The following is a 22,575-nucleotide window of genomic DNA, read 5'->3' on the forward strand; positions in this document are numbered from 1 at the left end:
CAGTCGGACCTGATGAGAAGCGCGCTGGTGTGCCTCAGTGTGCCTCGGCCCAGTTCGCACCCTGCCCGGCATCGACACTCAGCTTGACGTCCAGTTTCACCGCCGGGTCCGATGCGCCTTCCATCACGTCGCGCGCCACAGTGATCACCTGATCCACCGCATCCTCGGCCACTTCGAACAGCAATTCGTCATGCACCTGCAACAGCATCTTTGCAGGTAACCCGTTGATCGCCTCTGGCATCCGCACCATCGCGCGCCGGATCACGTCTGCCGCTGTCCCCTGAATTGGTGCATTGATCGCCGCCCGGCGCGAGAAGCCTGCGTGCGGCCCCTTGGCGTTGATTTCGGGCGTGTGAATCTTGCGCCCAAACAGCGTCTGGACATAGCCATGCTCTTTGGCAAAGGCGACCGTGTCGTCCATATAGGCTCTGATACCCGGGAACCGCTCGAAGTACCGGTCGATAAAGCCCTGCGCCTCGGCCCGCGGAATGCGCAGGTTGCGCGCCAGACCAAAGCCGGAAATGCCATAGATCACACCAAAGTTAATCGCCTTGGCCTGACGGCGGATATCCGGCGTCATCTCGTCCAGTGGCACGTCAAACATCTCGGATGCGGTCATCGCGTGAATGTCCAGCCCATCCGAAAACGCCTGTTTCAGCGCCGGAATATCGGCAATATGGGCCAAAATGCGCAGCTCAATCTGGCTATAGTCGAGGCTGACCATCACATTGCCCGGCTCAGCAATGAACGCCTCGCGAATGCGGCGGCCTTCTTCGGTGCGCACCGGAATGTTTTGAAGGTTCGGATCGGTCGAGGCCAGACGGCCCGTGTTGGCCCCCGTGATCGAATAAGACGTATGCACCCGGCCCGTATCGGGGTTGATATGGGTTTGCAACGCATCGGTATAGGTCGATTTCAGCTTGGAAAGCTGCCGCCAATCCAGCACGCGGCGGGGCAACTCGTGCTCGGTGGCCAAGTCTTCCAGAATATCGGCCCCGGTCGAGTATTTCCCGGTTTTACCCTTCTTGCCGCCCTCAAGTCCCATCTTGTCGAACAGAATCTCACCCAGTTGCGCGGGCGAGCCGACATTGAAAGTCTCCCCGGCCAATTCGTGAATTTCAGCCTCTAACCCGGCCATTTTCTGCGCGAAGGTGTTGGACATGCGGCTGAGGACATCGCGGTCGACCTTGATGCCGTGCATTTCCATTTCCTTGAGGACAGGCACCAGAGGGCGTTCGAGCGTCTCATACACCGTCGTCACCTGCACCTGATGCAGTTGCGGTTTGAACAGCTTCCACAGGCGCAAGGTGATATCCGCATCCTCAGCGGCGTAAGCCGTGGCCTCATCAATCGGCACCTTGTCGAAAGTGATTGCCGATTTGCCCGAGCCCAGCAGCGGCTTGATCGGAATCGGCGTGTGGCTCAGATAGCGCTCGGACAGGGTATCCATCCCGTGCCCATGCTCGCCACCATGCATGGCGTAAGACATCAACATCGTGTCGTCGATCGGCGCCACTTCCACGCCGTAGCGTGCGAAAATCTTGGCGTCATATTTCATGTTCTGCCCGATCTTCAGGATCGACGGGTCCTCAAGCATCGGTTTCAACAGGGTTAGAGCCTCATCCAAAGGCATTTGTCCCTCGGCCAGCGCGTCTGAGCCGAACAGATCATCTGCGGCCCCATCGCGGTGCGTCAGCGGGATGTAACAGGCCGAACCAGCCTCAACACTTAGCGATATGCCCACCAGATCAGCGATCATCTCATTCAGGCCCGTCGTCTCGGTATCGACGGCCACCCAGCCGGTTTCATAGGCCCGGTCGATCCACATCTGCAAAGCCGCCGCATCCCTCACACATTCGTATTTTGAGGCATCAAACGGGATCACCTCGGCCTCTGATACAACCTCGGGCGCAGGGGCTTCGGGGATCACAGGAGAGTCGACGCCAAGCTTGTCGGCAATCCGCTTCGTGAGGGTGCGGAACTCCATCTCGGCCAGAAAGCCCATCAGCGTGTCCGGCTCGGGGTCTTTCACCTCAAGATCGTCCAGCGTGAAGTCCAGAGGCGTGTTTTCGTCCAACTGCACCAGTTTCTTCGACAGCTCGATCTGGTCGCGCTTTTCGATCAGGGTCTGACGACGTTTGGGCTGCTTGATCTCTTCTGCGCGGTCCAGCAGGGTTTCCAGATCACCATATTCATTGATCAGCAAGGCGGCGGTCTTGACGCCAATGCCCGGAGCGCCCGGTACGTTGTCCACGGAATCCCCGGCCAACGCCTGCACATCCACGACCCGTTCAGGACCAACGCCGAATTTCTCGACCACGCCATCGCGGTCGATGCGTTTGTTTTTCATCGCGTCCAGCATTTCGACGCCGCCGCCCACCAACTGCATCAGGTCTTTGTCGGAACTCACGATGGTCACCCGCCCGCCGGCCTCACGCGCCTGCACCGCAAGCGTGGCGATGATGTCGTCCGCCTCATAGCCCTCAAGCTCTTTGCAGGCGATGTTGAAGGCGCGGGTCGCCTCGCGGGTCAGGGGCATCTGCGGGCGCAGATCCTCGGGCATCGCCTCGCGGTTGGCTTTGTAAAGGTCATAAAGGTCATTGCGGAACGTGTGTGAGCCTTTGTCAAAGATCACCGCCACATGAGTCGGCGCATCAGGCCCATCATTCCCTTCGACATATTTCTGCAGCATGTTGCAGAACCCCGACACCGCCCCGATCGGCAGCCCGTCGGATTTGCGCGTCAGCGGCGGCAGCGCGTGATAAGCCCTGAAAATAAAGGCCGATCCGTCGATCAGATGCAGATGACATCCTTTTCCGAAATTGCTCATGCGCGCTCTCCCTGTCGGTCAGGGATGGTTCTGCCACAGGGCCGCGCGCGTGACCAGTCAGGAACGCGGCTTATCCACCAAACAGGCCGCTGAAGACGTCCGAGAAACTGTTCAGCAGCGCCATGATAATCAACACACCGAGGAAGGCAAAAAATGCAAAGGCAAAGAACTGGAACAGGATCGCGCCCACACCAATGGCAACGCCTGCAATAGCGGGGCGTCTCTTTTCGTGACGCAGGATACCAATAACGGACAACACAATTGCCAGCCCGCCCAGCATGGCGACCCCGATACGCAGGAAATCATCCAGATCACGGGTCGGTGCCACCGGTTCGGGCTGCTCAAGCCCGGCCGCGGCGCGCAGCGTGGATTTTCCGATCTCGGCCGCCAATTCCCCCAAGGAAACCCCGGTGGATTGCTGCGGCGCGAACGGTCCTGCCCAGAACACAAAAAGCGCTGCAAACAGCGCAATCGACGCGAGGCCAAACCCTGTCCAACCAAAAACAGGGTTTTCTGTGTCAGTAGCGTGAAGGTCTGTCATCACTCTCACCCGGATTGGTTCCGGTTGAGCCTTAGCACGAAAAACGCGGCGAGATTTTGGCGTTCACATCCCGAAAGGGCGATCAGCCCTTTTCTGTGCCCTTCAGGACATATTTGCAGTCGCAATAGGGGCATTCGACCCAACCAGTGTCTTCGGGGATTTGCAGCCACACGCGCGGATGGCCCAACGCACCTTCGCCGCCATCACAGGCAACTCGGGCGGTTTCCACGATCTTGGTTTCCGGCGCTTCGATGGTCACGGCTGGCGATCCTTCTTCGGTTGTCGGCCTCGCGGGGCATGTGTCACTGCGTTTATGAGCGATGCGCAAACCGGGGGCAAGTGCCGCATGCGCGATGCGGCAATCAGGATCACCGTTAGATGGCAAAGACATGTGGCTGCGGCCTCAGACGGGTTAAATGCGGTCGATCCGGGCCTGGTAGCAGTTGTTGCGCGCAGATCGAACATGGATATAGGCGACGTCTGACCGGGCAAAAATCCCCTCGACCGCTGTCGCGATGTCCTGCGTTGGGGCGATCACCCCGGTGCCATAGACAATCCGATCATCCCCTCCGTAGCCCTTGATCAGATAGTCCGGCGCGGTGGTCAGGATTTCGGGCATTGCGTCACCTTCGTACCGGTCACACGGGCTGCTGCACAAAAAGATCGGGCCGGTTTCTGCGTAAGAATGTGTCTCTAAAAAAGGCCGATAGGCCAGTACCAACATGCTTTCTCCCTCTGGGATGTTCTGCAAACAGTGCCGGCAGGGATTGCCTGCGCCGGTTGAAATGGCGCGTTCGGGCGCTGTGCCGTAAGCGTCCGGCCCACCGGCTTGGAGGGCGCGCACCTCATCGGTGGGCAGTGCAGTGATCTTGAACATGTCAGGTCTCCTTTTTGTCCACCCTGCCCAGCGTCGCAAAGCCAAGCGACCCGTTTCCTGCGCAAAGGACTCGAAAAAGAACAAAAGGTGAATATAATAGGGAATCGCCATGTATGCCGAGCTGTCGATCACGTCGAATTTCACCTTCCTCACCGGGGCGTCCCACCCCGAGGAATACATGGAGCGTGCCGTCACCCTGGGCCTGCCCGCCATCGCGATTGCCGACGACAATTCGGTGGCCGGGATCGTTCGCGCCCACACCCAGGCGCGCGAGATCGCCCGAAAGGTACGCGAACGGTTGGAGTGGGAGGCGCAGAACACCTCTGTCGGCCCGCCCTGCCCCGATCACATCCCCAAACCGCCCTCATATCCCGTCCACGCAGTGCCGCGCCTGATCCCCGCCGCGCGGCTGATCTTTACCGACGCACCCACCGTCACCGCCCTGCCCCTGAACCGGCAGGGCTGGGGCAACCTGTGCCGTATTCTGTCGGCTGGTCGCCTGCGGGCTGAAAAAGGCGACTGCATCCTGCATCTGTCCGACCTGATGGAGTTTTCCGACGGTCTCCACCTGCTGCTCTGGCCACAGGCGACCCCGTCACAGGGCGGCGCGGACGCGTGGCGGACACAGGCGCAGCAGTTGACGCGCCGCTTTGCCGGGCGGATGCATCTGCTAATGCACCCCAGATATGACGGTGCCGATAGTACTCATTTTCCCTTGTTAGAGGCTAATTCAAAGCAACTCGGCATCCCCACCCTCGCCAGTGCCGCGCCGATGATGCACCACGGCACCCGCCGCAAACTGGCCGATGTGCTGACCGCCATCCGCCTGCGCCGCAAGGTCGATGATCTGGGCCGCGAGGCACTGGCCAATGGCGAACAGCGCCTACGCTCCGAGGGTGAGATGCTACGTATCTTCACGGGTCATGAGGGCGCTGTCACCCGCGCCTATACGCTCAGCGAAACCCTCACCTTTTCACTCGATGAGCTGCGCTATGAATACCCCAGCGAGGGCAGCGCGCAGGAAACTTCGACCGAACGCCTTTACCGACTGGCGCATGAGGGGCTGAAGTGGCGCTATCCGGCGGGGGCGTCGGAGAAGGCCAAGAAAATGCTGGCGCATGAGCTGACCCTGATCGGCAAGCTGAAATATGAGCCCTATTTCCTGACCGTCCGCGATATCGTCCATTTCGCCCGCTCGCGCGGCATCCTGTGCCAAGGGCGCGGCTCGGCGGCCAATTCGGTGGTCTGCTTCTGTCTTGGCATCACCGAGGTCAGCCCCGAGATGGGCACGATGGTGTTTGAACGCTTCGTCTCCGAGGCACGGGACGAGCCCCCCGATATCGACGTCGACTTTGAACATGAACGCCGCGAAGAGGTGATCCAGCACATTTATGACCGCTATGGCCGCGAACGCGCGGGGCTCTGCGCCACGGTCGTGCACTATCGCGGCAAGCGCGCCATCCGTGAGGTCGGCCGCGCCATGGGCCTGACCGAGGATACGATCTCGGCTCTGTCCTCTCAGCTTTGGGGGTTCTTCTCGGCCAAAGGGATCGAGGCCGAACGGATGCGCGAAATCGGCCTCGACCCCGAGGATCGACGGCTGAAACAGACTCTAATGCTGGTCTATGAGATTGACGGCTTCCCCCGTCACCTCTCGCAGCATGTGGGTGGGTTCATCATCACCGAAGGGCGGTTGGACGAGCTTGTTCCCATCGAAAACGCCACGATGGAGGATCGCACGGTCATCTGCTGGGACAAGGACGATATCGACTCGCTGGGCATTCTGAAGGTCGATGTGCTCAGCCTTGGGATGCTCACCTGTATCCGCAAGGCGTTCGATCTGATCACCCAGCACCACCAGACGGGCTATACCCTCGCCACCCTGCCGCCCGAGGACTCGGTGGTCTATGACATGCTGTGCAAGGCGGACTCGATCGGCGTGTTTCAGGTGGAATCGCGCGCCCAGATGAACTTCCTGCCCCGGATGCGGCCACGCAATTTCTATGATCTGGTGATCGAGGTCGCCATCATCCGCCCCGGCCCCATTCAGGGCGACATGGTCCACCCCTATATCCGCCGCCGGAACGGAGAGGAAGAGGTCAGCTTCCCCTCAGACGCGTTGGGTGAGGTGCTGGGCAAAACGCTGGGTGTGCCGCTGTTTCAAGAACAGGCCATGCAGATCGCCATCGTGGGCGCGGGGTTCACCCCGGAACAGGCCGACCGGCTGCGGCGATCACTGGCGACCTTCAAAAAGCACGGCAATGTCAGCGAGTTCCGCGCGCTGTTCCTGCGTGGGATGAAACGCAACGGGTACGAACAGGATTTCGCAGAACGCTGTTTTTCCCAGATCGAAGGCTTCGGCTCTTACGGCTTCCCCGAAAGCCACGCGGCCAGCTTTGCGCTGCTGGTCTATGCCTCAGCCTGGATCAAATGCCATCATCCGGGCATCTTTGCCTGCGCGCTGCTGAATTCGCAGCCGATGGGGTTCTACGCCCCCGCCCAGATCGTGCGGGATGCGCGTGAACACGGCGTACAGGTGCGCCCGGTCTGCATCAATGCCAGCTTTTGGGACAATGTGATGGAACCCGACGGTCACGGCGGGCTGGCCCTGCGACTGGGGTTCCGTCAAATCAAGGGCCTGAGCGAGGAAGACGCCAGTTGGCTGACCGCTGCACGCGGCAATGGCTACCATCAGGTCGATGACGTGTGGCGCCGCGCGGGGCTGGGGCCGTCGGTGATCGAACGGCTGGCCGAGGCCGATGCCTTTGCCGCCTGCGACCTGACCCGGCGCGAGGCGCTGTGGCAGGCCAAGGCGATTGCCACCGCGAAGCCGCTGCCGCTGTTTTCGCAGGATTTGGAGGGCGAGGCGCTGGAGGAACCCGAAGCTTATCTGCCGCAGATGACCTTGGGCGAGCAGGTGGTCGAGGATTACGTGGCCACCCGCCTCAGCCTCAAGGCGCATCCGGTGGCCCTGATCCGGCACCTGCTGACCCCCGAGCCGCGCGACAAAACCACGCCTGTTGCCTGAGCGCGCAGCCGGGTATGCCCGAAACAGTGCCGAAGCCCGAGACCCAGATGACCCGACCCACCCTGCCGCCACGCTTTCCCGCGACACCGGACCAGATCAACGCGCAGGTCCGCGCCTTTTATGCCCGCGTGCGCGAGGATGCGGTGCTGGGACCGGTCTTCAACAAACACGTCCAAGACTGGCCCGCGCATGAGGACAAGATCGCCGCCTTCTGGCGCAACGCCATCCTGTTTGAGCGCAGCTATGACGGTAATCCGCAGCGGGTCCATATCGAACAGCCTGACGTGCGGCCCGAGATGTTCGCCCACTGGCTGGACCTTTTCGAAGAGGTCGCCAACCAGACCCTGCCGTCGGAAACCGCCACCCCATGGGTCGCGCTGGCGCGCAGGATCGGCGTTGGAATGAAGGCGGGCGTTCAGTCCGCACGCCAACCCAAGGACGCACCGCCGATCTTGCGATAGCGCCCCAACCAAAAACCGATGTTAGCGGTAAAATTGAGGCTACCAGACTCGGCCAAATAGGGGTAAGCAACAGGCAACCCACCTGACATATTGCCGAGACCTTCGTGATGACCACGCAAAACAACACCCTCAAGGGCCTTGGCTATGCTTTTGCAGGCTTTGCGGTCTTTGCCAGCCATGACGCGCTGATCAAGGTGCTGGGCGGGACCTACTCGGTGATGCAGATCATCTTTTTCGCCACGCTATTCTCATTCGTGCCAATGGCAGTCACGATCCTGACCGACCGGGCCACCGGGAATTTCCTGCCGCACCACCCGTGGCTGGTCCTGCTGCGCTCGGCCCTGATGGTCACCGGCATGTCCTGCGCGTTTTATGCCTTCTCGGTCCTGCCACTGGCCGAGGTGTACTCGCTGCTGTTTTCCTTCCCGCTGATCGTAACAGTCCTGTCCATCCCCATTTTGGGAGAGGTCGTGCGCGCCCAGCGCTGGGCAGCCGTCGGCGTCGGTCTGATCGGCGTGCTGATCGTTTTGCGCCCCGGGGCGACAGACATCACGCTTGGCCATCTTGCCGCCCTGACAGCCGCGTTTTGCAGCGCCTTTGCATCCGTTCTGGTGCGCAAGATCGGGAATGAGGAACGCTCGGCGGTGCTGATCCTCTACCCGATGCTGCTGGCCATCTTGGTGATGAGTCTGGCCCAACCCGCGGTCTACCTGCCGCCCTCGCTGTTGCATCTGGCGATGATGGCGCTGGTTGGAGTGTTTTCAGTCATCGCCCAGCACCTGATCATACTGGCCTACCGCGCTGCGCCCGCCGGGGTCGTCGCGCCCAGCCAATACAGCCAGATCATCTGGGCCACGCTGTTCGGCATGATCTTTTTCGGCGAACGACCCGACGGCTGGGTCGCGGTCGGAGCCAGCATCATCATCGCATCCGGCGTCTTTGTCGTCTGGCGCGAGAGCCGGGCGAATACCTCGTCGGTCAATACTCCGGTTCTGCGGGTACGGTCACCGCGTTCGGATACGGGGGCGACGCGGCCGGGGGATTAATTCTCTCTCTTCAAACTTCCCCGCATCTGATCTTTAGATCGCCGTTTGTACCACTCTTTTCAAAACGGTCGATGGCCCGCACCAAGTCGCTCAATCTTTTGTGGCCATATGTGCGTGAATCAAAGTCGGGATACATCTTTCCCAGCTGACTTCCGACGAAAGCAAGGCTTGCCCATCCGTCAGGTTCATTCGTGTTCAACACGACATTCCGGATCAACTGATATGCATGGTTCAATTCATGCTTCGTCTTCAAACTTTCAGGCTTTTTGTTTTGCGGTACGCCGGTTTCCAGTTTTTCGATATTTTCGATATAGATAAACCTGTTACAGGCGGCCACAAACGCCTTGGGCGTCTTCCGCTCACCTATTCCAAACACGTCCAAACCCTGTTCTCGGATACGGCTTGCAAGTCGGGTAAAATCGCTGTCCGAAGATACCAAGACAAATCCGCTAAATCGGCTTGAATGCAGAATATCCATTGCATCAATGACCAGCGCAATATCGCTGGAGTTTTTACCGGTGGTGTTCGCAAATTGCTGGTGGGGAACAATAGCGAATTCAGCCAAAGATTGGGCGCTCCACCCTTGTGGCGATCCGCTGGAAAAATCGCCGTAGATACGCCTCAGCCCGGCTTCACCCAATGTGGCAATTTCTTCAAAAATCTCTGCCGCATGTTTTGCTGGCACATTGTCTGCATCAATCAGGACCGCAAGGCGGTCAGTATTCCGTGTCGTCAATTCAATCCCTCAACCTGAAATAGTATTCTTGAGGATGAATGTAAGAACAAAAAGGGCGAGCAAAAGCCCGCCCCGTGAATTTATTTTCGCTTTATCAGTAGACTACAACCGAACGGATGCTCTCACCCTTATGCATCAGGTCGAACCCGTGGTTGATGTCGTCCAGACCCATGGTGTGGGTGATCATCGGGTCGATCTCGATCTTCCCTTCCATGTACCAGTCGACGATTTTCGGCACATCGGTCCGGCCACGGGCACCGCCAAAGGCCGTGCCGCGCCACGAACGCCCGGTGACCAGCTGGAACGGACGGGTCGAGATCTCGGCCCCAGCAGGTGCCACGCCGATGATGATCGATTCACCCCAGCCCTTATGCGCCGATTCCAGTGCGGCGCGCATCACGCCCACATTGCCGGTAGCATCAAAGGTGTAATCCGCGCCACCTTTGGTCAGATTGACCAGATAAGGCACCAGATCGCCCTCGACCTCGGCTGGGTTCACGAAATCGGTCATACCGAACTTGGTCGCCATCTCAACCTTGGCGGGGTTCAGATCGACGCCGACGATCTGATCGGCCCCGGCCAGACGAAGGCCCTGAATGACGTTCAGACCGATACCGCCCAGACCGAACACGATGGCACGGCTGCCGATTTCCACTTTGGCGGTGTTGATGACAGCGCCGATACCGGTCGTCACGCCGCAGCCGATATAGCAGATCTTGTCAAACGGCGCGTCCTCACGCACTTTCGCCAGCGCAATTTCGGGCAGAACCGTGTGGTTGGCGAAGGTCGAGCAGCCCATGTAGTGCAGGATCGGATCGCCGTCCAAGGTCGAAAAGCGCGAGGTGCCATCGGGCATCAACCCTTGCCCCTGCGTTTCGCGGATCGCCTGACACAGATTGGTCTTGGGGTGCAGACAATATTCACACTCGCGGCATTCAGGGGTGTAGAGCGGGATCACGTGATCGCCCGGCTTCAGGCTGGTGACACCCGGACCGACCTCGACCACGACACCGGCACCTTCATGGCCCAGAATCGCGGGGAACAGCCCCTCGGGGTCGGCTCCGGACAGGGTGAATTCATCCGTATGGCAGATGCCGGTTGCCTTGATCTCGACCAGAACCTCGCCCGCTTTGGGGCCTTCGAGGTTCACATCCATCACTTCCAAAGGTTTGCCCGCCTGGACGGCGACGGCGGCACGGGTACGCATTGTGCTTGTCTCCCTGTCTTTTATGCCTCGACCCTGCGTCAATTACAGGGCGTTTTCAACTGTGCTTTCGTGACAGATTGGCTAATTGTTTGATATTGCAGTAACGACGTTGTCAGGAGGAGAAACGCCAATGCATCGATTTTTACCCGCGCTGGTCCTGCTGGCAGCCTGTGCCGAAACTCCGCCCGCCCCGGAAGAGGCCCGCATCGCACCCGAGGCCGCACCCGTTGATCTTGCCTTTTGTCAGGGTGAGGCATTCGCCGATTCCGTTGGCCAACCGGTTTCGACCATTCAGGCACAATTGCCCGAACGGTCGCGCATACTGGGCCCCGACGGGATTGCCACGCAGGATTACCGCATTGACCGGCTGAACGTGTTCGTCGATGGCGCAGGGATCATTCAACGCCTGACCTGCGGGTAAGCGTGGACTCGGGACGTGATTCTCGGATAAGAACAAAATGGGAACATTTTGATGTCTGCCGATGCCCAAACGCCGAATACTCTCACTCTGGTTTCCCCGCCTGGGGGCTGAACGGCTGGTCCGCGCTGCGCGGGGGCTGCAGGATGGGCCTTTGGTGGTGGTGGCAGAACAGTCGAACATGCAGGTTGTCACCTCGTTGAATGATCAGGCACAGGCCGCGGGGCTGCGTGTCGGTCAGCCGGTGCGTGATGCCCACGCCATGTGCGCCGCCCTGATCACCCGCCCCCGCAACACCCCGGCCGAGGCTGCCTTTCTGACCGCGTTGCGCCGCTGGGTGGGCAAGTTCAGCCCGTGGGTGGCCGAGGAAGCACCGGATGGCCTGATCGTTGACCTGTCAGGATGCGCGCATCTGTTCGGCGGGGAAGAGGCGCTGCTGAACGTGATCGAAACCGACTGCGCCGATATGGGTCTGAGCGTACAGATGGGCATCGCCGACACGCTGGGCGCAGCCTGGGCTTTGGCGCGATACGCGGGGCAAGAGGCCACATCCGACCGCAATGGCGACGCCATCAGCCAAGAAGCCCGCGCCACCCGCGCCCGCGCCACCAAGCGGCGGCACTGGACCAAGGGCGGGGCCGCACCACAGGTGGTCGCGTTGGGCGGCGGCGCGCGGATTGCAGCGCCGGGGCAATCTTATGGCGCGCTCAGCCCGCTGCCCATCGCGGCGCTGCGGCTTGAGGATCAGGTGGTGGCGCAGTTGAACCGTCTGGGCCTGCGCCGGATCGGGGATTTGCTGGGCCAACCACGCGCATCACTGGCGCGGCGGTTCGGGCGGGGGTTGGTGTTACGGCTGGATCAGGCGATGGGCAGCGCGCCCGAGCCGGTCTCACCCGCCCGTCCGCCGCATCACTTTGCGGTGCGGATGACTCTGCCCAACCCGATTGGCCTGACCGAAGATGTGATGGCCGCGACAGACCGGGTTCTGCCAACACTTTGCGCCAAGCTGGAGGAGAAAGCGCGCGGGGTGCGAACATTGCGGCTTGAGGCGCATCGCGCGGATCAGGCAGCCGAGGTTATCGAGGTTGGCCTGGCCCGTCCGACTTATGACAAACACCGTATTCGGCCTTTGTTAGAGATGAAAATTGACAAGATCGACGCGGGCTATGGCATCGACATGTTGCGGCTTGAGGCGGTGCAGACCGAGCCGATCCACGCCCGCACCATGACGGGTCATGCCGAGGCACGCCGCGCCGTGCGCGAGCGGCTGGACGGAAACACCGCTGTCGAGGATCTGATCGGCAAACTGGGCGCGCGGGTCGGGTTAGACGCGATCACACGGCGACATCCGGCGGCCTCGCACATCCCCGAGAAGACCGCGCAGGTATTGGCGGCGGCATGGTCAGAGCCCGCGCGCGACTGGCCTGCGCCGCCGCGCCCGCGCCCCTTGCAGATGTGGCAGCCCGAACCGGTGATGGCCCCGGACACTCCGAACGTGCCCAGCGCCTTTCGTTGGCGCGGGCGCGACTGGCAGTTGACGCAGGCGACCGGCCCGGAACGGATCGCGCCGGAATGGTGGCTGGACGACCCCAACTGGCGCAGCGGCGTGCGCGATTACTGGGTGGTGGTGACCGAACAAGGGGAACGGCTCTGGCTGTTTTACGGACATGGCGGCACCATGTCAGCGGGTTGGTTTTGCCACGGTCAGTTTTGTTAGAGTCTATTTTCCGCGATAAACAAGAATATCCGGCAGATAGTCGATCAACCGGATCACCCAGGAAAACGGGGCCGGGAAATCGGTGCGGAACCGACGCCGCGACATTGCCTTGACCACGTGGGCGGCTGCATCCTCGGGCGTCATCAGCATCGGCATCTTGAAACTGTTCTTCTCGGTCAGGCGGGTTTTGATGAAACCCGGGTTTACGATGCGCACCGTGACGCCGGTTCCGGCCAGGTCATGGCGCATGGTTTCCGCCAAGGAAATCAACGCCGCCTTGCTTGCCCCATACCCGATAGCGGCCGGCAGACCGTGATAGCCCGCCAGGGACCCGATCAGGGTGATCTCACCGCGCCCAGCTTGAACAAATCCCGGAACTGTTTCCCCCAACACGCGAACGGCACCCAGATAGTTGACATCGCTCATGGCCAAGGCCGCTTCGGTGTTCCAGTCAGCACTGCGCATCGGATCATAAGCGCCTGCGTTGTAGACCAACCCATCAACAGCCCCAGCCTTGGCCACTGCATCACGAACAGAGTCTAAATCGGTCACATCCATCGGAACAGACCGGGCATTGGGAAGCCCTGCGCAGATTTCATCCAAACGGTCCGCATTGCGCGCGGACAGGATCAGGTGCGCCCCCTGACGGCCAAGCGCGTCGGCCAGAGCACGCCCCAAGCCTTCGCTTGCGCCGATAATCCAATAGGTTTTTCCATCAAAGCTGCTCATGCGTCGACCGATCCGTTCCATGTGATGCTTTTACGGCCACGCCAAGGCAATGGATCACGCGCCGGGACCGAAAACGGGTCTCAACGCCTGAAGACTTGGCAGTGTTCTTTGCTGAATTTCTCATAACCTGATTGATCCACCCCGGCCCAGTCTGCGTATCTTATTGTAAAATGTCACATAACGAGGCTTGAATGTTCGATGAATCCCGGGGCGTCCGGAAAAAAATCGCAGTAATTGGCGCAGGAATCTCAGGTCTCTCCGCAGCTTACTACCTTTCAGAAAATAACGACGTGACCGTCTTTGAGGCCGAGCCCAGACTGGGCGGCCACGCCAGAACGGTGATGGCCGGCAAGAATGGCGATCAGCCGGTGGATACAGGTTTCATCGTCTTCAACTATGTGACCTACCCCTATCTGACCAAACTGTTCGATGAGCTGAATGTTCCCGTTATCAAATCGGAAATGAGTTTTGGCGCGACAATCGACAATGGCCGCATCGAATACGGCCTGAACAACCTACGCACGTTGACGGCTCAGAAACGCAATCTGGCGCGTCCGGCCTATTACAAGATGATCGCAGACATCCTGCGGTTCGGCAAAGAGGCCCCCATTGCGGCGCAGGACGATGACACCACAATCGGTGAGTTGGTTGACCAACTGCGTCTTGGTCACTGGTTCCGCCACAACTACCTGATGCCGATGTGCGGTGCGATCTGGTCGACCCCGGTCGAGTTCGTGGATCAGTTCCCGGCGCGGTCTCTGGTGCAGTTTTTCCGCAACCACGCGCTTTTGGCCAGCGGACGCGCCAAACAACACCAGTGGTACACGGTCAAAGGCGGCAGCGTCGAATATGTCCGCCGCATAGATGCTGCGCTGCGCGGGCGCGGCTGCGACATCCGCCTGGCCGCACCCGTTGATCACGTGCAGCGCGACGATACCGGTGTCACGGTTCACAGCCAGGGACAGGTCGACCAGTTTGACGAGATCATTCTGGCCACCCATTCCGATCAGTCGCTGACCATCCTTGGCGACAGCGCGACACCTGCCGAAAGGGACGCTCTGGGCGCGATCCGGTATCAGCCGAACACCGCGATCCTGCATTGCGACCCCCGCCAGATGCCCCGGCGACGCGCGTGCTGGTCCAGTTGGACCTACCGCTCGCAGGCTGGAAACGTGGGCGTGACCTACTGGATGAACCGTTTGCAGAACATCCCCGACAGCGATCCATTGTTTGTATCGCTCAACGCAGGTTCAGACATTCCTGCGGATAAAATCTATGATCAGGTCGAGTTTGCGCATCCGGTATTCGACAAGGCAGCCCTGAAAGCCCAAGGGCAAATCCGCGAGATGCAGGGACAGAACCGAACCTGGTTTGCCGGTGCTTATAACCGGCACGGTTTTCACGAAGACGGGATCGCCAGCGCGATGCATGTCGTCGGGCTTTTGAACGGCGCCCCGCAAACCCTCGGAGCTGAAAATGGCATTCTTGCAAAAGATCCGGCCATCCCTGTCTCAGCGGATCTTTGATACCTGCTGCGCCGCACTGGTATCCCTTACGGTACTGATACCGGGCGGGCTGGCGGCTTCGCCGATCTCGCAAACCCTGTCCAGCCCGCAGCAGATTGGCAGTGCAACCTTCCGATTTCTGGGCATACCGGTTTATGACGCGCAGCTTTTCACTCCGAACGGCGCGGCGTTCAGTTGGGACGCCGATTTTGGCCTGAAGCTGACATATAGGAAGACACTCAAGCAAAAGGCTCTGGTCGAGTCCACGTTGGAGGAGATGGCGCGGCAGGGAAATCCCGCGCCGCCGCAAAGCGCGCTTGAGGGGTGCTATAAGGCGGTCGGCAAGGGCGACAGCTATATCGCGATATCCGAAGGCCCCAACATGGTCGGGTTCTGGCGCAACGGCCAGAAGACCTGCACCCTGTCCTATCCCGGCGCAAAACGGGCCTTCATGTCCATTTTCCTTGGCGCAGACACGCGAAGCGCCAGCTTTACCCGACAGTTGAAGGGGCAGTGATGCTGTACCCGCGCGTCAGTCTCTATGCGCTGATGCTCGCTGCGGCGGGTATTCCGCTCTATATTCATCTGCCGCGTTTTGCTGCCGTCAATCTTGGTATTGGGCTGGGGGTTATCGGGACCGTTCTTTTGGTGATCCGTCTGGTGGACCTGATACAGGATCCCCTGATCGGCTGGGCCATAGATCGCTGGCCGCGGGCGCAGGTGCTGTTTGCGACCCTGGCCGCACTTGGCCTCGCTGTTGGGTTTCCATTGCTGTTTTCCCTGCCCGATGGGGCGAAACTGAATGCGTTAGTGTCTGTTTTGATACTTCTCTTTTCCGCCTACAGCCTTGGGACCATCCTGCTCTATGGCCGCAGCGCGACGCTGGCAAAACGCGCCGATGCCAGAGAGCTGATGACCCTTGCAGCCTATCGCGAAGGTGGGCAACTGGCCGGAGTCGTTCTTGCCGCAAGCGCACCCGCCCTGTTTGTGGCCTTTGGCGCGGGTGCTCAGGGCTACCCTGCCTTTGGTCTGTTTCTGGGTGGTCTGGCTATCATCACGCTGATCGTGACCTTTCCTATCTGGCAGCGCACCCCGATCACCGGCCAGGGATTGTCCGTTGCCGGGCTGGGGCAGGCCGGGGCGCTGCGTCTGCTGGCGCTGGCGCTGATCAACAGCTTGCCCGTTGCGATAACATCGACGCTGTTTCTGTTTTTTGTAGAAGACCGCCTGCAACTGCCCGGCAAGGCTGGTCCACTGCTGATCCTGTTTTTCCTCAGCGCCGGGGCAAGCGTTCCCTTGTGGGCACGTCTCAGCAATAGAATTGGCCCGAAACAGACTCTGATGATCGCGATGCCATTGGCGATTGCGGGGTTTATCGGTGCGGCCACCTTATCTGCTGGAAACCTGACCGGGTTCGCCCTGATCTGTCTGGCTTCTGGTGCGGCGTTGGGTGCGGACATGGTTGTGCTGCCCGCAATGTTCTCGGTCGCCCTGACCCGTGCGGGTCTGAACGCATCGGCTGCGTTTGGCATCTGGTCCTTTGCTGGCAAGCTGGGCCTTGCGCTCGCGGCCTTCTTCACTCTGCCATTGCTGGAACGCAGCGGCTTCACACCGGGACAAACCAATTCGGCGGCGGCTCTGCAGACGCTCAACCTCGCCTATGCCGTATTGCCCTGCATCCTGAAACTCGGCGCGTTTGGAATGGTCCTGACGCTGCCAACTGAGGTATCAGCCAAATGACTTTCGTTGTTGCCCTACTACTCGCCATCCTCGTCTTTCTGATCGCCAGAGGCCGCTTTCTGAGCTTTCGCGCGCAATCGCCTGCGGACTATGCCGGGACCGGACCCACGTTCAAAATGAAAGAGGCGCTGAACGGTGAAATCCTATCCGAAGGGTTGATCTATGGGCCCAACGGCAAGATGTCGAACAGTTTTGTTGCCCGCATGGTCGGGGAATGGGACGGAAACACCGGAACGCTGGCCGAATATTTCACTTATTCCAACGGCAAGGACATGACTCGCAAGTGGTATCTGACACTTGGCACCGGGAACACCTTTACCGCAACAGCGGATGACATCGTGGGCGAAGGGAAAGGTACGATTTCGGGCGCGACCGTCAAATTGACCTATCGCATCATCCTGCCCGAAGACGCCGGAGGGCACACGCTGGATGTGACCGACTGGATGTACCTGACCGAAAACGGGGTGATCATGAACAGGTCCGAGATGCGCAAATTCGGCATCAAGGTCGCCGAACTGGTTGCAACGATGCGCCCTGCACCCGAGGCAAAGGCCGCCCATCTAAACGGTGCGAACGGCTATGACAGCGCGCCGGAAACGAGGACGGTTCAATGAACTGGAGGCGCTTTCTGATCTCGACGATTGCGATTGTCGGTGTGACCGTTCTGGCATCCTGCTCGGCCAAACCCCGCGTGCCCAAAACCTTCTTGTCTGATCGCCAGTTGAATCTGGAAGAGTTTTTTGAAGGCAAGACCGTCGCATATGGCCAGTTTCAGGACATTCTGGGCAACGTCCCGCGTCGGTTCACTGTCGATATCGAGGGCACATGGGATGGTGAAACCCTGACGCTGGTTGAGGATTTCGTCTATGACGATGGGGCCACGGAACAGCGGATCTGGACACTGACCAAAACGGGCGAAGACACCTGGACCGGCACCGCGCCCGGCGTACTTGGAACCGCCAGCGGAATGGAGCGTGGAGACACGTTCAACTGGAAATACAAGATCGACCTGCCCGTGAAGGACGGCACGATGCGGGTCAATTTCGATGATTGGATGTGGCTGCTGTTGGACGATCGCCTGCTGAACCGCGCCTATGTCTCGCGGTACGGTGTCCGGTTGGGCGAAGTCATTCTGTTTTTCGAAAAGAAGTAGAAAGCGAAAACAAGAAAGGGCGGGTCACACGACCCGCCCTTGAACCTTGATGGTTCAGGTCAACTTAGAAGTTGAACTGAGCACCGAAATCAGCACGGATGCGGCCGTCGGCGTCACCGTCTTTGATTTCACCAACTGCGCCGCGTAGCGATGCACCGCCGCCCAGGTCGTAGATGGCGCCAACACCGATGTTGCGGGTGTCGTCGTCAGCAGAACCGTCGCCGTAAACCAACTGCAGGGTGGTTGCCGCGCCCAGGTCATAAGAAACCGAGAAACCGTATGCGGTGCCGTTTTCCGCATCGTCGATGACGTCATCGTCTGCAACGAACAGGGTGCCATAGAAGTCGCCCAGTTCAGCGCCCAGCGTGAAGACGGTCAGGCTTTGATCTTCGCCGTCAACCAGATCGGTCTGTCCATAGGCCAGCGATGCGGTGATGTTGTTGAAGACGTAGCTTGCGAAGATGTCCCAACGGTCCGCGTCTTGCGGTTGACCCGCCAGAGCCAGGGTGCGCTGGTCATACGAAGCACCGAACGACAGGTCGCCAACTGCGTACTGGAAGAACACGCCGTTCGCGCCCGAACCGGTCGAGCTGTACTCGAGGAACGAGTAGTTGACGCCCGAGTACTGACCCAGGAACTGTTCCAGGCCCGGCTCGGTGCCGAAGTAGTCACCCAGGTTGTCGAACGAACCCGAGACGTTGCCGGCGTCAACGCGCAGACCGCTGTAGATGACCGAGAAACGTGCGCCGTTCAGACCGGCTTCGTTCTGCTCGCCATTGCCCGAGTCGTCGTCAGCTTGCAGACGAACACGACCCTGGAATTCAACGCCGCTGTCGGTTTCGACATTTGCGTCGATGTTCAGACGGAAACGCGAGACCAGAATGGTGTTGTCGGTGTCAACGGTGGCGCTTGCGGTGGTGCCGGTTCCACGAACGATATCGCCGCTTGCGGTGGTGGTGAAGTTCGCAACCGTGCCAGTGCGATCTTCCTGGTAACCGATACCAAAACGGCCGTAACCGCTGAACCGAACTTCTGCGGCAGCAACACTTGCGGTTGCAAGCAGCGCAGTCGATGCAAAGAGAACTTTTTTCATGGTTGATCCATTAGTTTTGAGAGGAGTGTAGCCACACAATGGCAGCTGGCTGCTTCTTCAAAGAAAAACCCTGCGCGCACAATGGCTCCACAGCGTTTCAAATTGAGAGGACGGAATTCTGTTGCAAGTTTGCACAACATCCTCACTGAAATGAGACAACTTTTTATGTTTATTTACAATGTCTTAAATAAACTCTCAGGAATCGTTTCAATAAGTTGAACGCAGAAATACAAAGCCGCCTCTTTAAATCTGGGAAAGATTACCGTCGGCTGTAATTGCACAATTTTTGACCACCTGAGCTTTTACCTAAATGTCAGGAATCCCGCGTGGGAATCGTGCCGAGAAATGCGCGGTTGATCTGCCTGCGGGACGCGTCAGTTGCTTGTATAAAAGAACGAGAGTTTCCGGCTCACCCCGCCCGGTGGCGGCGGGAAAGGCGAGGCCGCGCGCACCTGCGCTCTGGCCGCGCGGTCTACTTCGGACGATCCGGAGCTGTCCACGACATCGACCCACGCCAGCGTTCCATCCGGGTTGATCTCGAAAAACACCTGCGCAAATCCTCGGGCAGACACAAATACCACCGGCGCGCGGTTGAGATGAACCAGTACCTGGCCCGCATAATTGGTCGTGTTCGAGTTCCCCGGACCGCGCCCACCAGAGCGGCTGCCGGTGTTACCCGAAGTGAATGCGTCGATCCCCCTGCGCCGGTACGTGGTCAGTGGCGACTCGACCTCCTGCGATGGGAATCTAAGAGCGCTGAAATCCCGCGCCCCGCCTTGAACCCCCTGTCTTTGCGGGGCGGGCGTGCGCTCCGGCCGTTGTGGGCGTATCGAAGAGGTCACCGCCAGATCCGAGGTTTCATCGGTTTCATCCGCGGATTCTGCCGGCGTCGACAGGTCTGGCTCAATAGCTTCGTTTTCCAGCGGCACCACCGGGACAGGCGACACTTCGGGAACAGGTGCGGCTTCGGGTGGCGGCAGCGCGGCAAGCTGTTGCGGCTCGGGCACGACGGGTTCAACCTGTGTCGCAACCGCGTCAGGGGCACCTTCGAGTGTTTCTGTTACTTCGGATGGTTCCACCAGTGGTGTCTCATCCACCTCCTGGCTGGCGGCGTTGTCACCTTCTGACGTGTTCTCGGTCTCAGCCACATCCGGCTCAACAGGCTCGGTCACAACCGGCTGCACGACCTCTGCATCCCCTAAATCCGGCGAGGGTGTCACCTGCGGGTTGTCGGATGCAACAAGCGCCTCGCTGACAGGCACCTCGGGCGGTTCTTCCGGTGCTTCGACAGGTGGTTCAGGCGCTTCGGGTGGGTCCGGCTCAACCGGCTCGGCAATCACTTCGGCAAGGTCTTCGAAGGTGTTGCCCAGCGCCACGGTGTCCGCCGGGCGTTCACTGGTTGGTTGTTCCGACAGGCTTGGGGCCGTGAATGTCAGGCCCATCACATGAACAAACAGCGATACTAAAATGGCCACAGCCGCTATGACGACCGAACCCCGGATCATTCCAGCGCCTTTTCGGTGACCACGTAAACCGAGGTCGCGCCCAGCCTGCGCAATTCGCCGGTAACCTCGATCAGACGGGGGGCGGGTGCTGCACGGTCGGGAACGATCCGGACCGCGCCGGGGTCGCGACCCTCCATATAGGCTTGGGCATCGGTCGTCTGGCCACGAAAGCTGACGCGGCCATCCTCATGCAGGATCAGGGCATCGGGCGGTTCGCGGCCTTCAAGATCCGACGTATCGACAAGATCCAGATCAGGATCCAACGGCGGTGCCACGGTGCCCGCGATCAGGAAAAAGATCAGCATCAGGAAAACGACGTTGATCAGCGCGATGGTGGAATCGCGTTTGCGGTGGGGACGCATCGACCGGATCATTCCAGCACCAATACGCTGAGGCCATCACGCCCGCGCAACCGGACCAACAGGTCAACCAGACGCTGCGACGTCGTATCGGGGTCAAGACTGACAAGAACCTGCCCGGTTTCAAGCTGATTACCCAGCTCATCCAGTGTGATCGGCGCACCGTTCAGATCAAGCCGGTCGGTTCCAAGCTGCACAAAATGCCGCTCTGCCGGGGTTTCTGAGGCCGCGCCTCCGCCTGTCGCATTGCTCAACTCGATCTCGCCGTATTTGGCGAAAGTTGATGACAGCATGAAAAACAGCAGCAACAGAAAGATGACGTCGATGAGCGGCGTCATCGACAATCTTCGCCTGACGAACGGTGCAGGGTTACGCATGCTCGGGCGCGACGGCCGTCGCAGAGGTATCGACTGGGCCGGGAATACCCTGACCCGGCACCAGCACCGTGCGCAGAGCCTTATCCGCGAAAACCCGTTCGCGCGCCGTGCGGCTTTCGAACCAGGACAGAACCATCGAGGTGGGCATGGCAACAGCCAGTCCCACGGCCGTCGTGATCAGCGCGACCCAGATACCACCGGCCAGCAAGGACGGATCGACCGTTGAGCCTGCGGATTGAAGGCTGCGGAAGGCTTCGATCATGCCAAGCACGGTGCCAAACAGACCCAGCAAAGGCGCAAGCTGGGCCACAGTGTCCAACAGCCGGAACCCTCGTTCCAGCCCCGCCAGTGCCAGCCCTGCCTCGGCGTCCAGCCGTTGGTCCAGCCCGGGCGTGTCCGGCGCGTCCATTGCGACCCCGACAAGCGGAGCAAGATAGCTGCGGCTTTCGGCCAATCGCGCACGCGCGCCCCGAACATCACCATCATCCCATGCCGCAAGCGCCTGCGACAACACACGGTGCCGCCCGACGCCCGACACGGCAAACTGCCAGAGTTTGTAAAGCGTCACCGCAAGTGTCACCACGGACATCGCGATGAGAATTCCAACAACCGGCCCGCCAAGGGCCAGGATTTCGCGCAATGCGTCCAGCGGGCTCATCCAAGTAACTCCACTTCTGTCCGGCTGTTCAGCTTCAGATTGTCATCGCACAGTTGACTGTCCGCACCCGCAACTACGCAGGTGTTTGCACCGTTGATCAACGCCCGGCCCACCCCTGCGCATGTCATGCCCGGCAAATCAAACTGACGCACACGCGGCCGACCCGCGGGCAGATCACGGAAGTTGAACAGCGACAGACTGACGACACTGCCCGACGCATCGAATATCACCGTCTCGAAACTTGCCGCATCTATTTCGGACCCTGTCTTGTTGTCGACCAGAAACGTCAAACGGCAGGCCCCTTCGACATCCTGTAGAGTGTTCAGTTCCAACAACAGCCCGGTCTGGTCCGCGTCCTCGGACTGCGCAACGGCTGTAAGCGGTAGTGAAACGATTATCGCGGCAAGCACCACAGGGCGAAACTTCATTTGCGCGCTCCCAATTGTTCGACGCAGGCATCGGCGACCGGCATGTCCGACGGGCGCTGTAACCGTCATATCCAAGACAGTTAGGGCAAGAAAGGGTCACCGACACCATTGTGACCCTATGCGATTACCCGTGCTCGGATTTCCGCCGTTGAAAGACACACATAGCA

Annotated in this window: 23 protein-coding genes; 10 read left to right on the top strand and 13 right to left on the bottom strand. The window is 59.9% G+C overall.

Annotated features, from left to right (window positions below; translation table 11 throughout):
• Nucleotides 1-34: 34 nt before the first annotated feature.
• From polA to ACR0MS_RS07320, 4 genes are all read right to left on the bottom strand, one after another.
• The gene (polA, locus tag ACR0MS_RS07305; protein ID WP_480571555.1) at nt 35-2,830 is read right to left on the bottom strand and encodes a DNA polymerase I; all 2,796 of its coding nucleotides are present in this window, start codon (nt 2,828-2,830) and stop codon (nt 35-37) included.
• Nucleotides 2,831-2,900: 70 nt separating this feature from the next.
• The gene (locus ACR0MS_RS07310; RefSeq protein ID WP_480571552.1) at nt 2,901-3,371 is read right to left on the bottom strand and encodes a hypothetical protein; all 471 of its coding nucleotides are present in this window, start codon (nt 3,369-3,371) and stop codon (nt 2,901-2,903) included.
• An 82-nt stretch (nt 3,372-3,453) separates the two neighbouring features.
• Nucleotides 3,454-3,630 (bottom strand): zinc-finger domain-containing protein, encoded by a 177-nt coding sequence (locus ACR0MS_RS07315; protein ID WP_480571970.1) that lies wholly within the window; start codon nt 3,628-3,630, stop codon nt 3,454-3,456.
• Between the two features lie 153 nt (nt 3,631-3,783).
• Nucleotides 3,784-4,248 carry a DUF1203 domain-containing protein gene (locus tag ACR0MS_RS07320; RefSeq protein WP_480571548.1) on the bottom strand — a complete coding sequence of 155 codons (465 nt, stop codon included), beginning with the start codon at nt 4,246-4,248 and terminating at the stop codon, nt 3,784-3,786.
• 109 nt (nt 4,249-4,357) lie between these two features.
• Between ACR0MS_RS07320 and ACR0MS_RS07325 the strand changes: the two genes are divergently transcribed.
• The 3 genes from ACR0MS_RS07325 to ACR0MS_RS07335 all read left to right on the top strand — a co-directional run bounded on the left by ACR0MS_RS07325 (nt 4,358) and on the right by ACR0MS_RS07335 (nt 8,783).
• A complete protein-coding gene (locus ACR0MS_RS07325; protein WP_480571545.1) occupies nt 4,358-7,276 on the top strand; it encodes an error-prone DNA polymerase in 2,919 nt (972 codons plus the stop codon).
• Nucleotides 7,277-7,323: 47 nt separating this feature from the next.
• Nucleotides 7,324-7,737: a group III truncated hemoglobin gene (locus tag ACR0MS_RS07330; protein WP_480591237.1), complete on the top strand. Its 414-nt coding sequence runs from the start codon at nt 7,324-7,326 to the stop codon at nt 7,735-7,737.
• Nucleotides 7,738-7,844: 107 nt separating this feature from the next.
• The gene (locus ACR0MS_RS07335) at nt 7,845-8,783 is read left to right on the top strand and encodes a DMT family transporter (protein WP_480571539.1); all 939 of its coding nucleotides are present in this window, start codon (nt 7,845-7,847) and stop codon (nt 8,781-8,783) included.
• Nucleotides 8,784-8,793: 10 nt separating this feature from the next.
• On the opposite strand, the gene ACR0MS_RS07340 is transcribed toward ACR0MS_RS07335, so the two are convergent.
• The gene (locus tag ACR0MS_RS07340; protein WP_480571536.1) at nt 8,794-9,519 is read right to left on the bottom strand and encodes an NYN domain-containing protein; all 726 of its coding nucleotides are present in this window, start codon (nt 9,517-9,519) and stop codon (nt 8,794-8,796) included.
• 94 nt (nt 9,520-9,613) lie between these two features.
• Nucleotides 9,614-10,726 (bottom strand): S-(hydroxymethyl)glutathione dehydrogenase/class III alcohol dehydrogenase, encoded by a 1,113-nt coding sequence (locus ACR0MS_RS07345; protein WP_480571533.1) that lies wholly within the window; start codon nt 10,724-10,726, stop codon nt 9,614-9,616.
• A 130-nt stretch (nt 10,727-10,856) separates the two neighbouring features.
• Here ACR0MS_RS07345 and ACR0MS_RS07350 point away from each other — a divergent pair, with 130 nt between their 5' ends.
• Nucleotides 10,857-11,147 carry an I78 family peptidase inhibitor gene (locus tag ACR0MS_RS07350; protein WP_480571530.1) on the top strand — a complete coding sequence of 97 codons (291 nt, stop codon included), beginning with the start codon at nt 10,857-10,859 and terminating at the stop codon, nt 11,145-11,147.
• 61 nt (nt 11,148-11,208) lie between these two features.
• Nucleotides 11,209-12,861 (top strand): DUF6504 family protein, encoded by a 1,653-nt coding sequence (locus tag ACR0MS_RS07355; protein ID WP_480571527.1) that lies wholly within the window; start codon nt 11,209-11,211, stop codon nt 12,859-12,861.
• A 3-nt stretch (nt 12,862-12,864) separates the two neighbouring features.
• On the opposite strand, the gene ACR0MS_RS07360 is transcribed toward ACR0MS_RS07355, so the two are convergent.
• Nucleotides 12,865-13,590 (bottom strand): SDR family NAD(P)-dependent oxidoreductase, encoded by a 726-nt coding sequence (locus ACR0MS_RS07360; protein ID WP_480571966.1) that lies wholly within the window; start codon nt 13,588-13,590, stop codon nt 12,865-12,867.
• A gap of 191 nt (nt 13,591-13,781) precedes the next feature.
• On the opposite strand from ACR0MS_RS07360, the gene ACR0MS_RS07365 reads away from it, so the two are divergent.
• The 5 genes from ACR0MS_RS07365 to ACR0MS_RS07385 are packed head-to-tail and all read left to right on the top strand — an operon-like array spanning nt 13,782 to nt 17,988.
• Nucleotides 13,782-15,116 carry an NAD(P)/FAD-dependent oxidoreductase gene (locus ACR0MS_RS07365; RefSeq protein ID WP_480571524.1) on the top strand — a complete coding sequence of 445 codons (1,335 nt, stop codon included), beginning with the start codon at nt 13,782-13,784 and terminating at the stop codon, nt 15,114-15,116.
• Entirely contained in the window at nt 15,067-15,612 is a 546-nt protein-coding gene (locus ACR0MS_RS07370; protein ID WP_480571521.1) for a hypothetical protein, read from the top strand. The genes ACR0MS_RS07365 and ACR0MS_RS07370 overlap by 50 nt, the downstream gene beginning before the upstream one ends.
• Nucleotides 15,612-16,835 (top strand): MFS transporter, encoded by a 1,224-nt coding sequence (locus ACR0MS_RS07375; protein WP_480571518.1) that lies wholly within the window; start codon nt 15,612-15,614, stop codon nt 16,833-16,835. The genes ACR0MS_RS07370 and ACR0MS_RS07375 overlap by 1 nt, the downstream gene beginning before the upstream one ends.
• Entirely contained in the window at nt 16,832-17,449 is a 618-nt protein-coding gene (locus tag ACR0MS_RS07380; RefSeq protein WP_480571515.1) for a DUF3833 domain-containing protein, read from the top strand. Before ACR0MS_RS07375 ends, ACR0MS_RS07380 begins: the two co-directional genes overlap by 4 nt.
• On the top strand, nt 17,446-17,988 hold the full coding sequence (locus tag ACR0MS_RS07385; RefSeq protein ID WP_480571512.1) for a DUF3833 family protein: 543 nt from the start codon (nt 17,446-17,448) through the stop codon (nt 17,986-17,988). Before ACR0MS_RS07380 ends, ACR0MS_RS07385 begins: the two co-directional genes overlap by 4 nt.
• A gap of 64 nt (nt 17,989-18,052) precedes the next feature.
• Here the strand turns inward: ACR0MS_RS07385 and ACR0MS_RS07390 are convergent, their stop codons facing one another.
• The 6 genes from ACR0MS_RS07390 to ACR0MS_RS07415 all read right to left on the bottom strand — a co-directional run bounded on the left by ACR0MS_RS07390 (nt 18,053) and on the right by ACR0MS_RS07415 (nt 22,408).
• Nucleotides 18,053-19,081, bottom strand: coding sequence for a porin (locus tag ACR0MS_RS07390; protein WP_480571509.1), 1,029 nt, complete (start codon nt 19,079-19,081; stop codon nt 18,053-18,055).
• A 374-nt stretch (nt 19,082-19,455) separates the two neighbouring features.
• Nucleotides 19,456-20,586 (bottom strand): energy transducer TonB family protein, encoded by a 1,131-nt coding sequence (locus ACR0MS_RS07395; protein ID WP_480571507.1) that lies wholly within the window; start codon nt 20,584-20,586, stop codon nt 19,456-19,458.
• Entirely contained in the window at nt 20,583-20,960 is a 378-nt protein-coding gene (locus ACR0MS_RS07400; protein ID WP_480571504.1) for an ExbD/TolR family protein, read from the bottom strand. The genes ACR0MS_RS07395 and ACR0MS_RS07400 overlap by 4 nt, the downstream gene beginning before the upstream one ends.
• The gene (locus tag ACR0MS_RS07405) at nt 20,957-21,283 is read right to left on the bottom strand and encodes an ExbD/TolR family protein (protein ID WP_480571501.1); all 327 of its coding nucleotides are present in this window, start codon (nt 21,281-21,283) and stop codon (nt 20,957-20,959) included. Before ACR0MS_RS07405 ends, ACR0MS_RS07400 begins: the two co-directional genes overlap by 4 nt.
• 31 nt (nt 21,284-21,314) lie before the next feature.
• A complete protein-coding gene (locus ACR0MS_RS07410) occupies nt 21,315-21,980 on the bottom strand; it encodes a MotA/TolQ/ExbB proton channel family protein (RefSeq protein ID WP_480571498.1) in 666 nt (221 codons plus the stop codon).
• Nucleotides 21,977-22,408 carry a hypothetical protein gene (locus tag ACR0MS_RS07415; protein WP_480571496.1) on the bottom strand — a complete coding sequence of 144 codons (432 nt, stop codon included), beginning with the start codon at nt 22,406-22,408 and terminating at the stop codon, nt 21,977-21,979. Before ACR0MS_RS07415 ends, ACR0MS_RS07410 begins: the two co-directional genes overlap by 4 nt.
• Between the last annotated feature and the right edge of the window lie 167 nt (nt 22,409-22,575).

It is taken from the genome of Ruegeria sp. CJ2, assembly GCF_056536745.1.

What these genes read in the sequence shown, in the direction of transcription:
- ACR0MS_RS07415 (WP_480571496.1), bottom strand. Translation starts at nt 22,408, where the DNA reads ATGAAGTTTCGCCCTGTGGTGCTTGCCGCGATAATCGTTTCACTACCG.
- polA (WP_480571555.1), bottom strand. Translation starts at nt 2,830, where the DNA reads ATGAGCAATTTCGGAAAAGGATGTCATCTGCATCTGATCGACGGATCG.
- ACR0MS_RS07380 (WP_480571515.1), top strand. Translation starts at nt 16,832, where the DNA reads ATGACTTTCGTTGTTGCCCTACTACTCGCCATCCTCGTCTTTCTGATC.
- ACR0MS_RS07400 (WP_480571504.1), bottom strand. Translation starts at nt 20,960, where the DNA reads ATGATCCGGTCGATGCGTCCCCACCGCAAACGCGATTCCACCATCGCG.
- ACR0MS_RS07345 (WP_480571533.1), bottom strand. Translation starts at nt 10,726, where the DNA reads ATGCGTACCCGTGCCGCCGTCGCCGTCCAGGCGGGCAAACCTTTGGAA.
- ACR0MS_RS07355 (WP_480571527.1), top strand. Translation starts at nt 11,209, where the DNA reads ATGCCCAAACGCCGAATACTCTCACTCTGGTTTCCCCGCCTGGGGGCT.
- ACR0MS_RS07320 (WP_480571548.1), bottom strand. Translation starts at nt 4,248, where the DNA reads ATGTTCAAGATCACTGCACTGCCCACCGATGAGGTGCGCGCCCTCCAA.
- ACR0MS_RS07360 (WP_480571966.1), bottom strand. Translation starts at nt 13,590, where the DNA reads ATGAGCAGCTTTGATGGAAAAACCTATTGGATTATCGGCGCAAGCGAA.
- ACR0MS_RS07370 (WP_480571521.1), top strand. Translation starts at nt 15,067, where the DNA reads ATGGCATTCTTGCAAAAGATCCGGCCATCCCTGTCTCAGCGGATCTTT.
- ACR0MS_RS07325 (WP_480571545.1), top strand. Translation starts at nt 4,358, where the DNA reads ATGTATGCCGAGCTGTCGATCACGTCGAATTTCACCTTCCTCACCGGG.
- ACR0MS_RS07405 (WP_480571501.1), bottom strand. Translation starts at nt 21,283, where the DNA reads ATGACGCCGCTCATCGACGTCATCTTTCTGTTGCTGCTGTTTTTCATG.
- ACR0MS_RS07375 (WP_480571518.1), top strand. Translation starts at nt 15,612, where the DNA reads ATGCTGTACCCGCGCGTCAGTCTCTATGCGCTGATGCTCGCTGCGGCG.
- ACR0MS_RS07330 (WP_480591237.1), top strand. Translation starts at nt 7,324, where the DNA reads ATGACCCGACCCACCCTGCCGCCACGCTTTCCCGCGACACCGGACCAG.
- ACR0MS_RS07410 (WP_480571498.1), bottom strand. Translation starts at nt 21,980, where the DNA reads ATGAGCCCGCTGGACGCATTGCGCGAAATCCTGGCCCTTGGCGGGCCG.
- ACR0MS_RS07335 (WP_480571539.1), top strand. Translation starts at nt 7,845, where the DNA reads ATGACCACGCAAAACAACACCCTCAAGGGCCTTGGCTATGCTTTTGCA.
- ACR0MS_RS07350 (WP_480571530.1), top strand. Translation starts at nt 10,857, where the DNA reads ATGCATCGATTTTTACCCGCGCTGGTCCTGCTGGCAGCCTGTGCCGAA.
- ACR0MS_RS07310 (WP_480571552.1), bottom strand. Translation starts at nt 3,371, where the DNA reads ATGACAGACCTTCACGCTACTGACACAGAAAACCCTGTTTTTGGTTGG.
- ACR0MS_RS07385 (WP_480571512.1), top strand. Translation starts at nt 17,446, where the DNA reads ATGAACTGGAGGCGCTTTCTGATCTCGACGATTGCGATTGTCGGTGTG.
- ACR0MS_RS07395 (WP_480571507.1), bottom strand. Translation starts at nt 20,586, where the DNA reads ATGATCCGGGGTTCGGTCGTCATAGCGGCTGTGGCCATTTTAGTATCG.
- ACR0MS_RS07390 (WP_480571509.1), bottom strand. Translation starts at nt 19,081, where the DNA reads ATGAAAAAAGTTCTCTTTGCATCGACTGCGCTGCTTGCAACCGCAAGT.
- ACR0MS_RS07365 (WP_480571524.1), top strand. Translation starts at nt 13,782, where the DNA reads ATGTTCGATGAATCCCGGGGCGTCCGGAAAAAAATCGCAGTAATTGGC.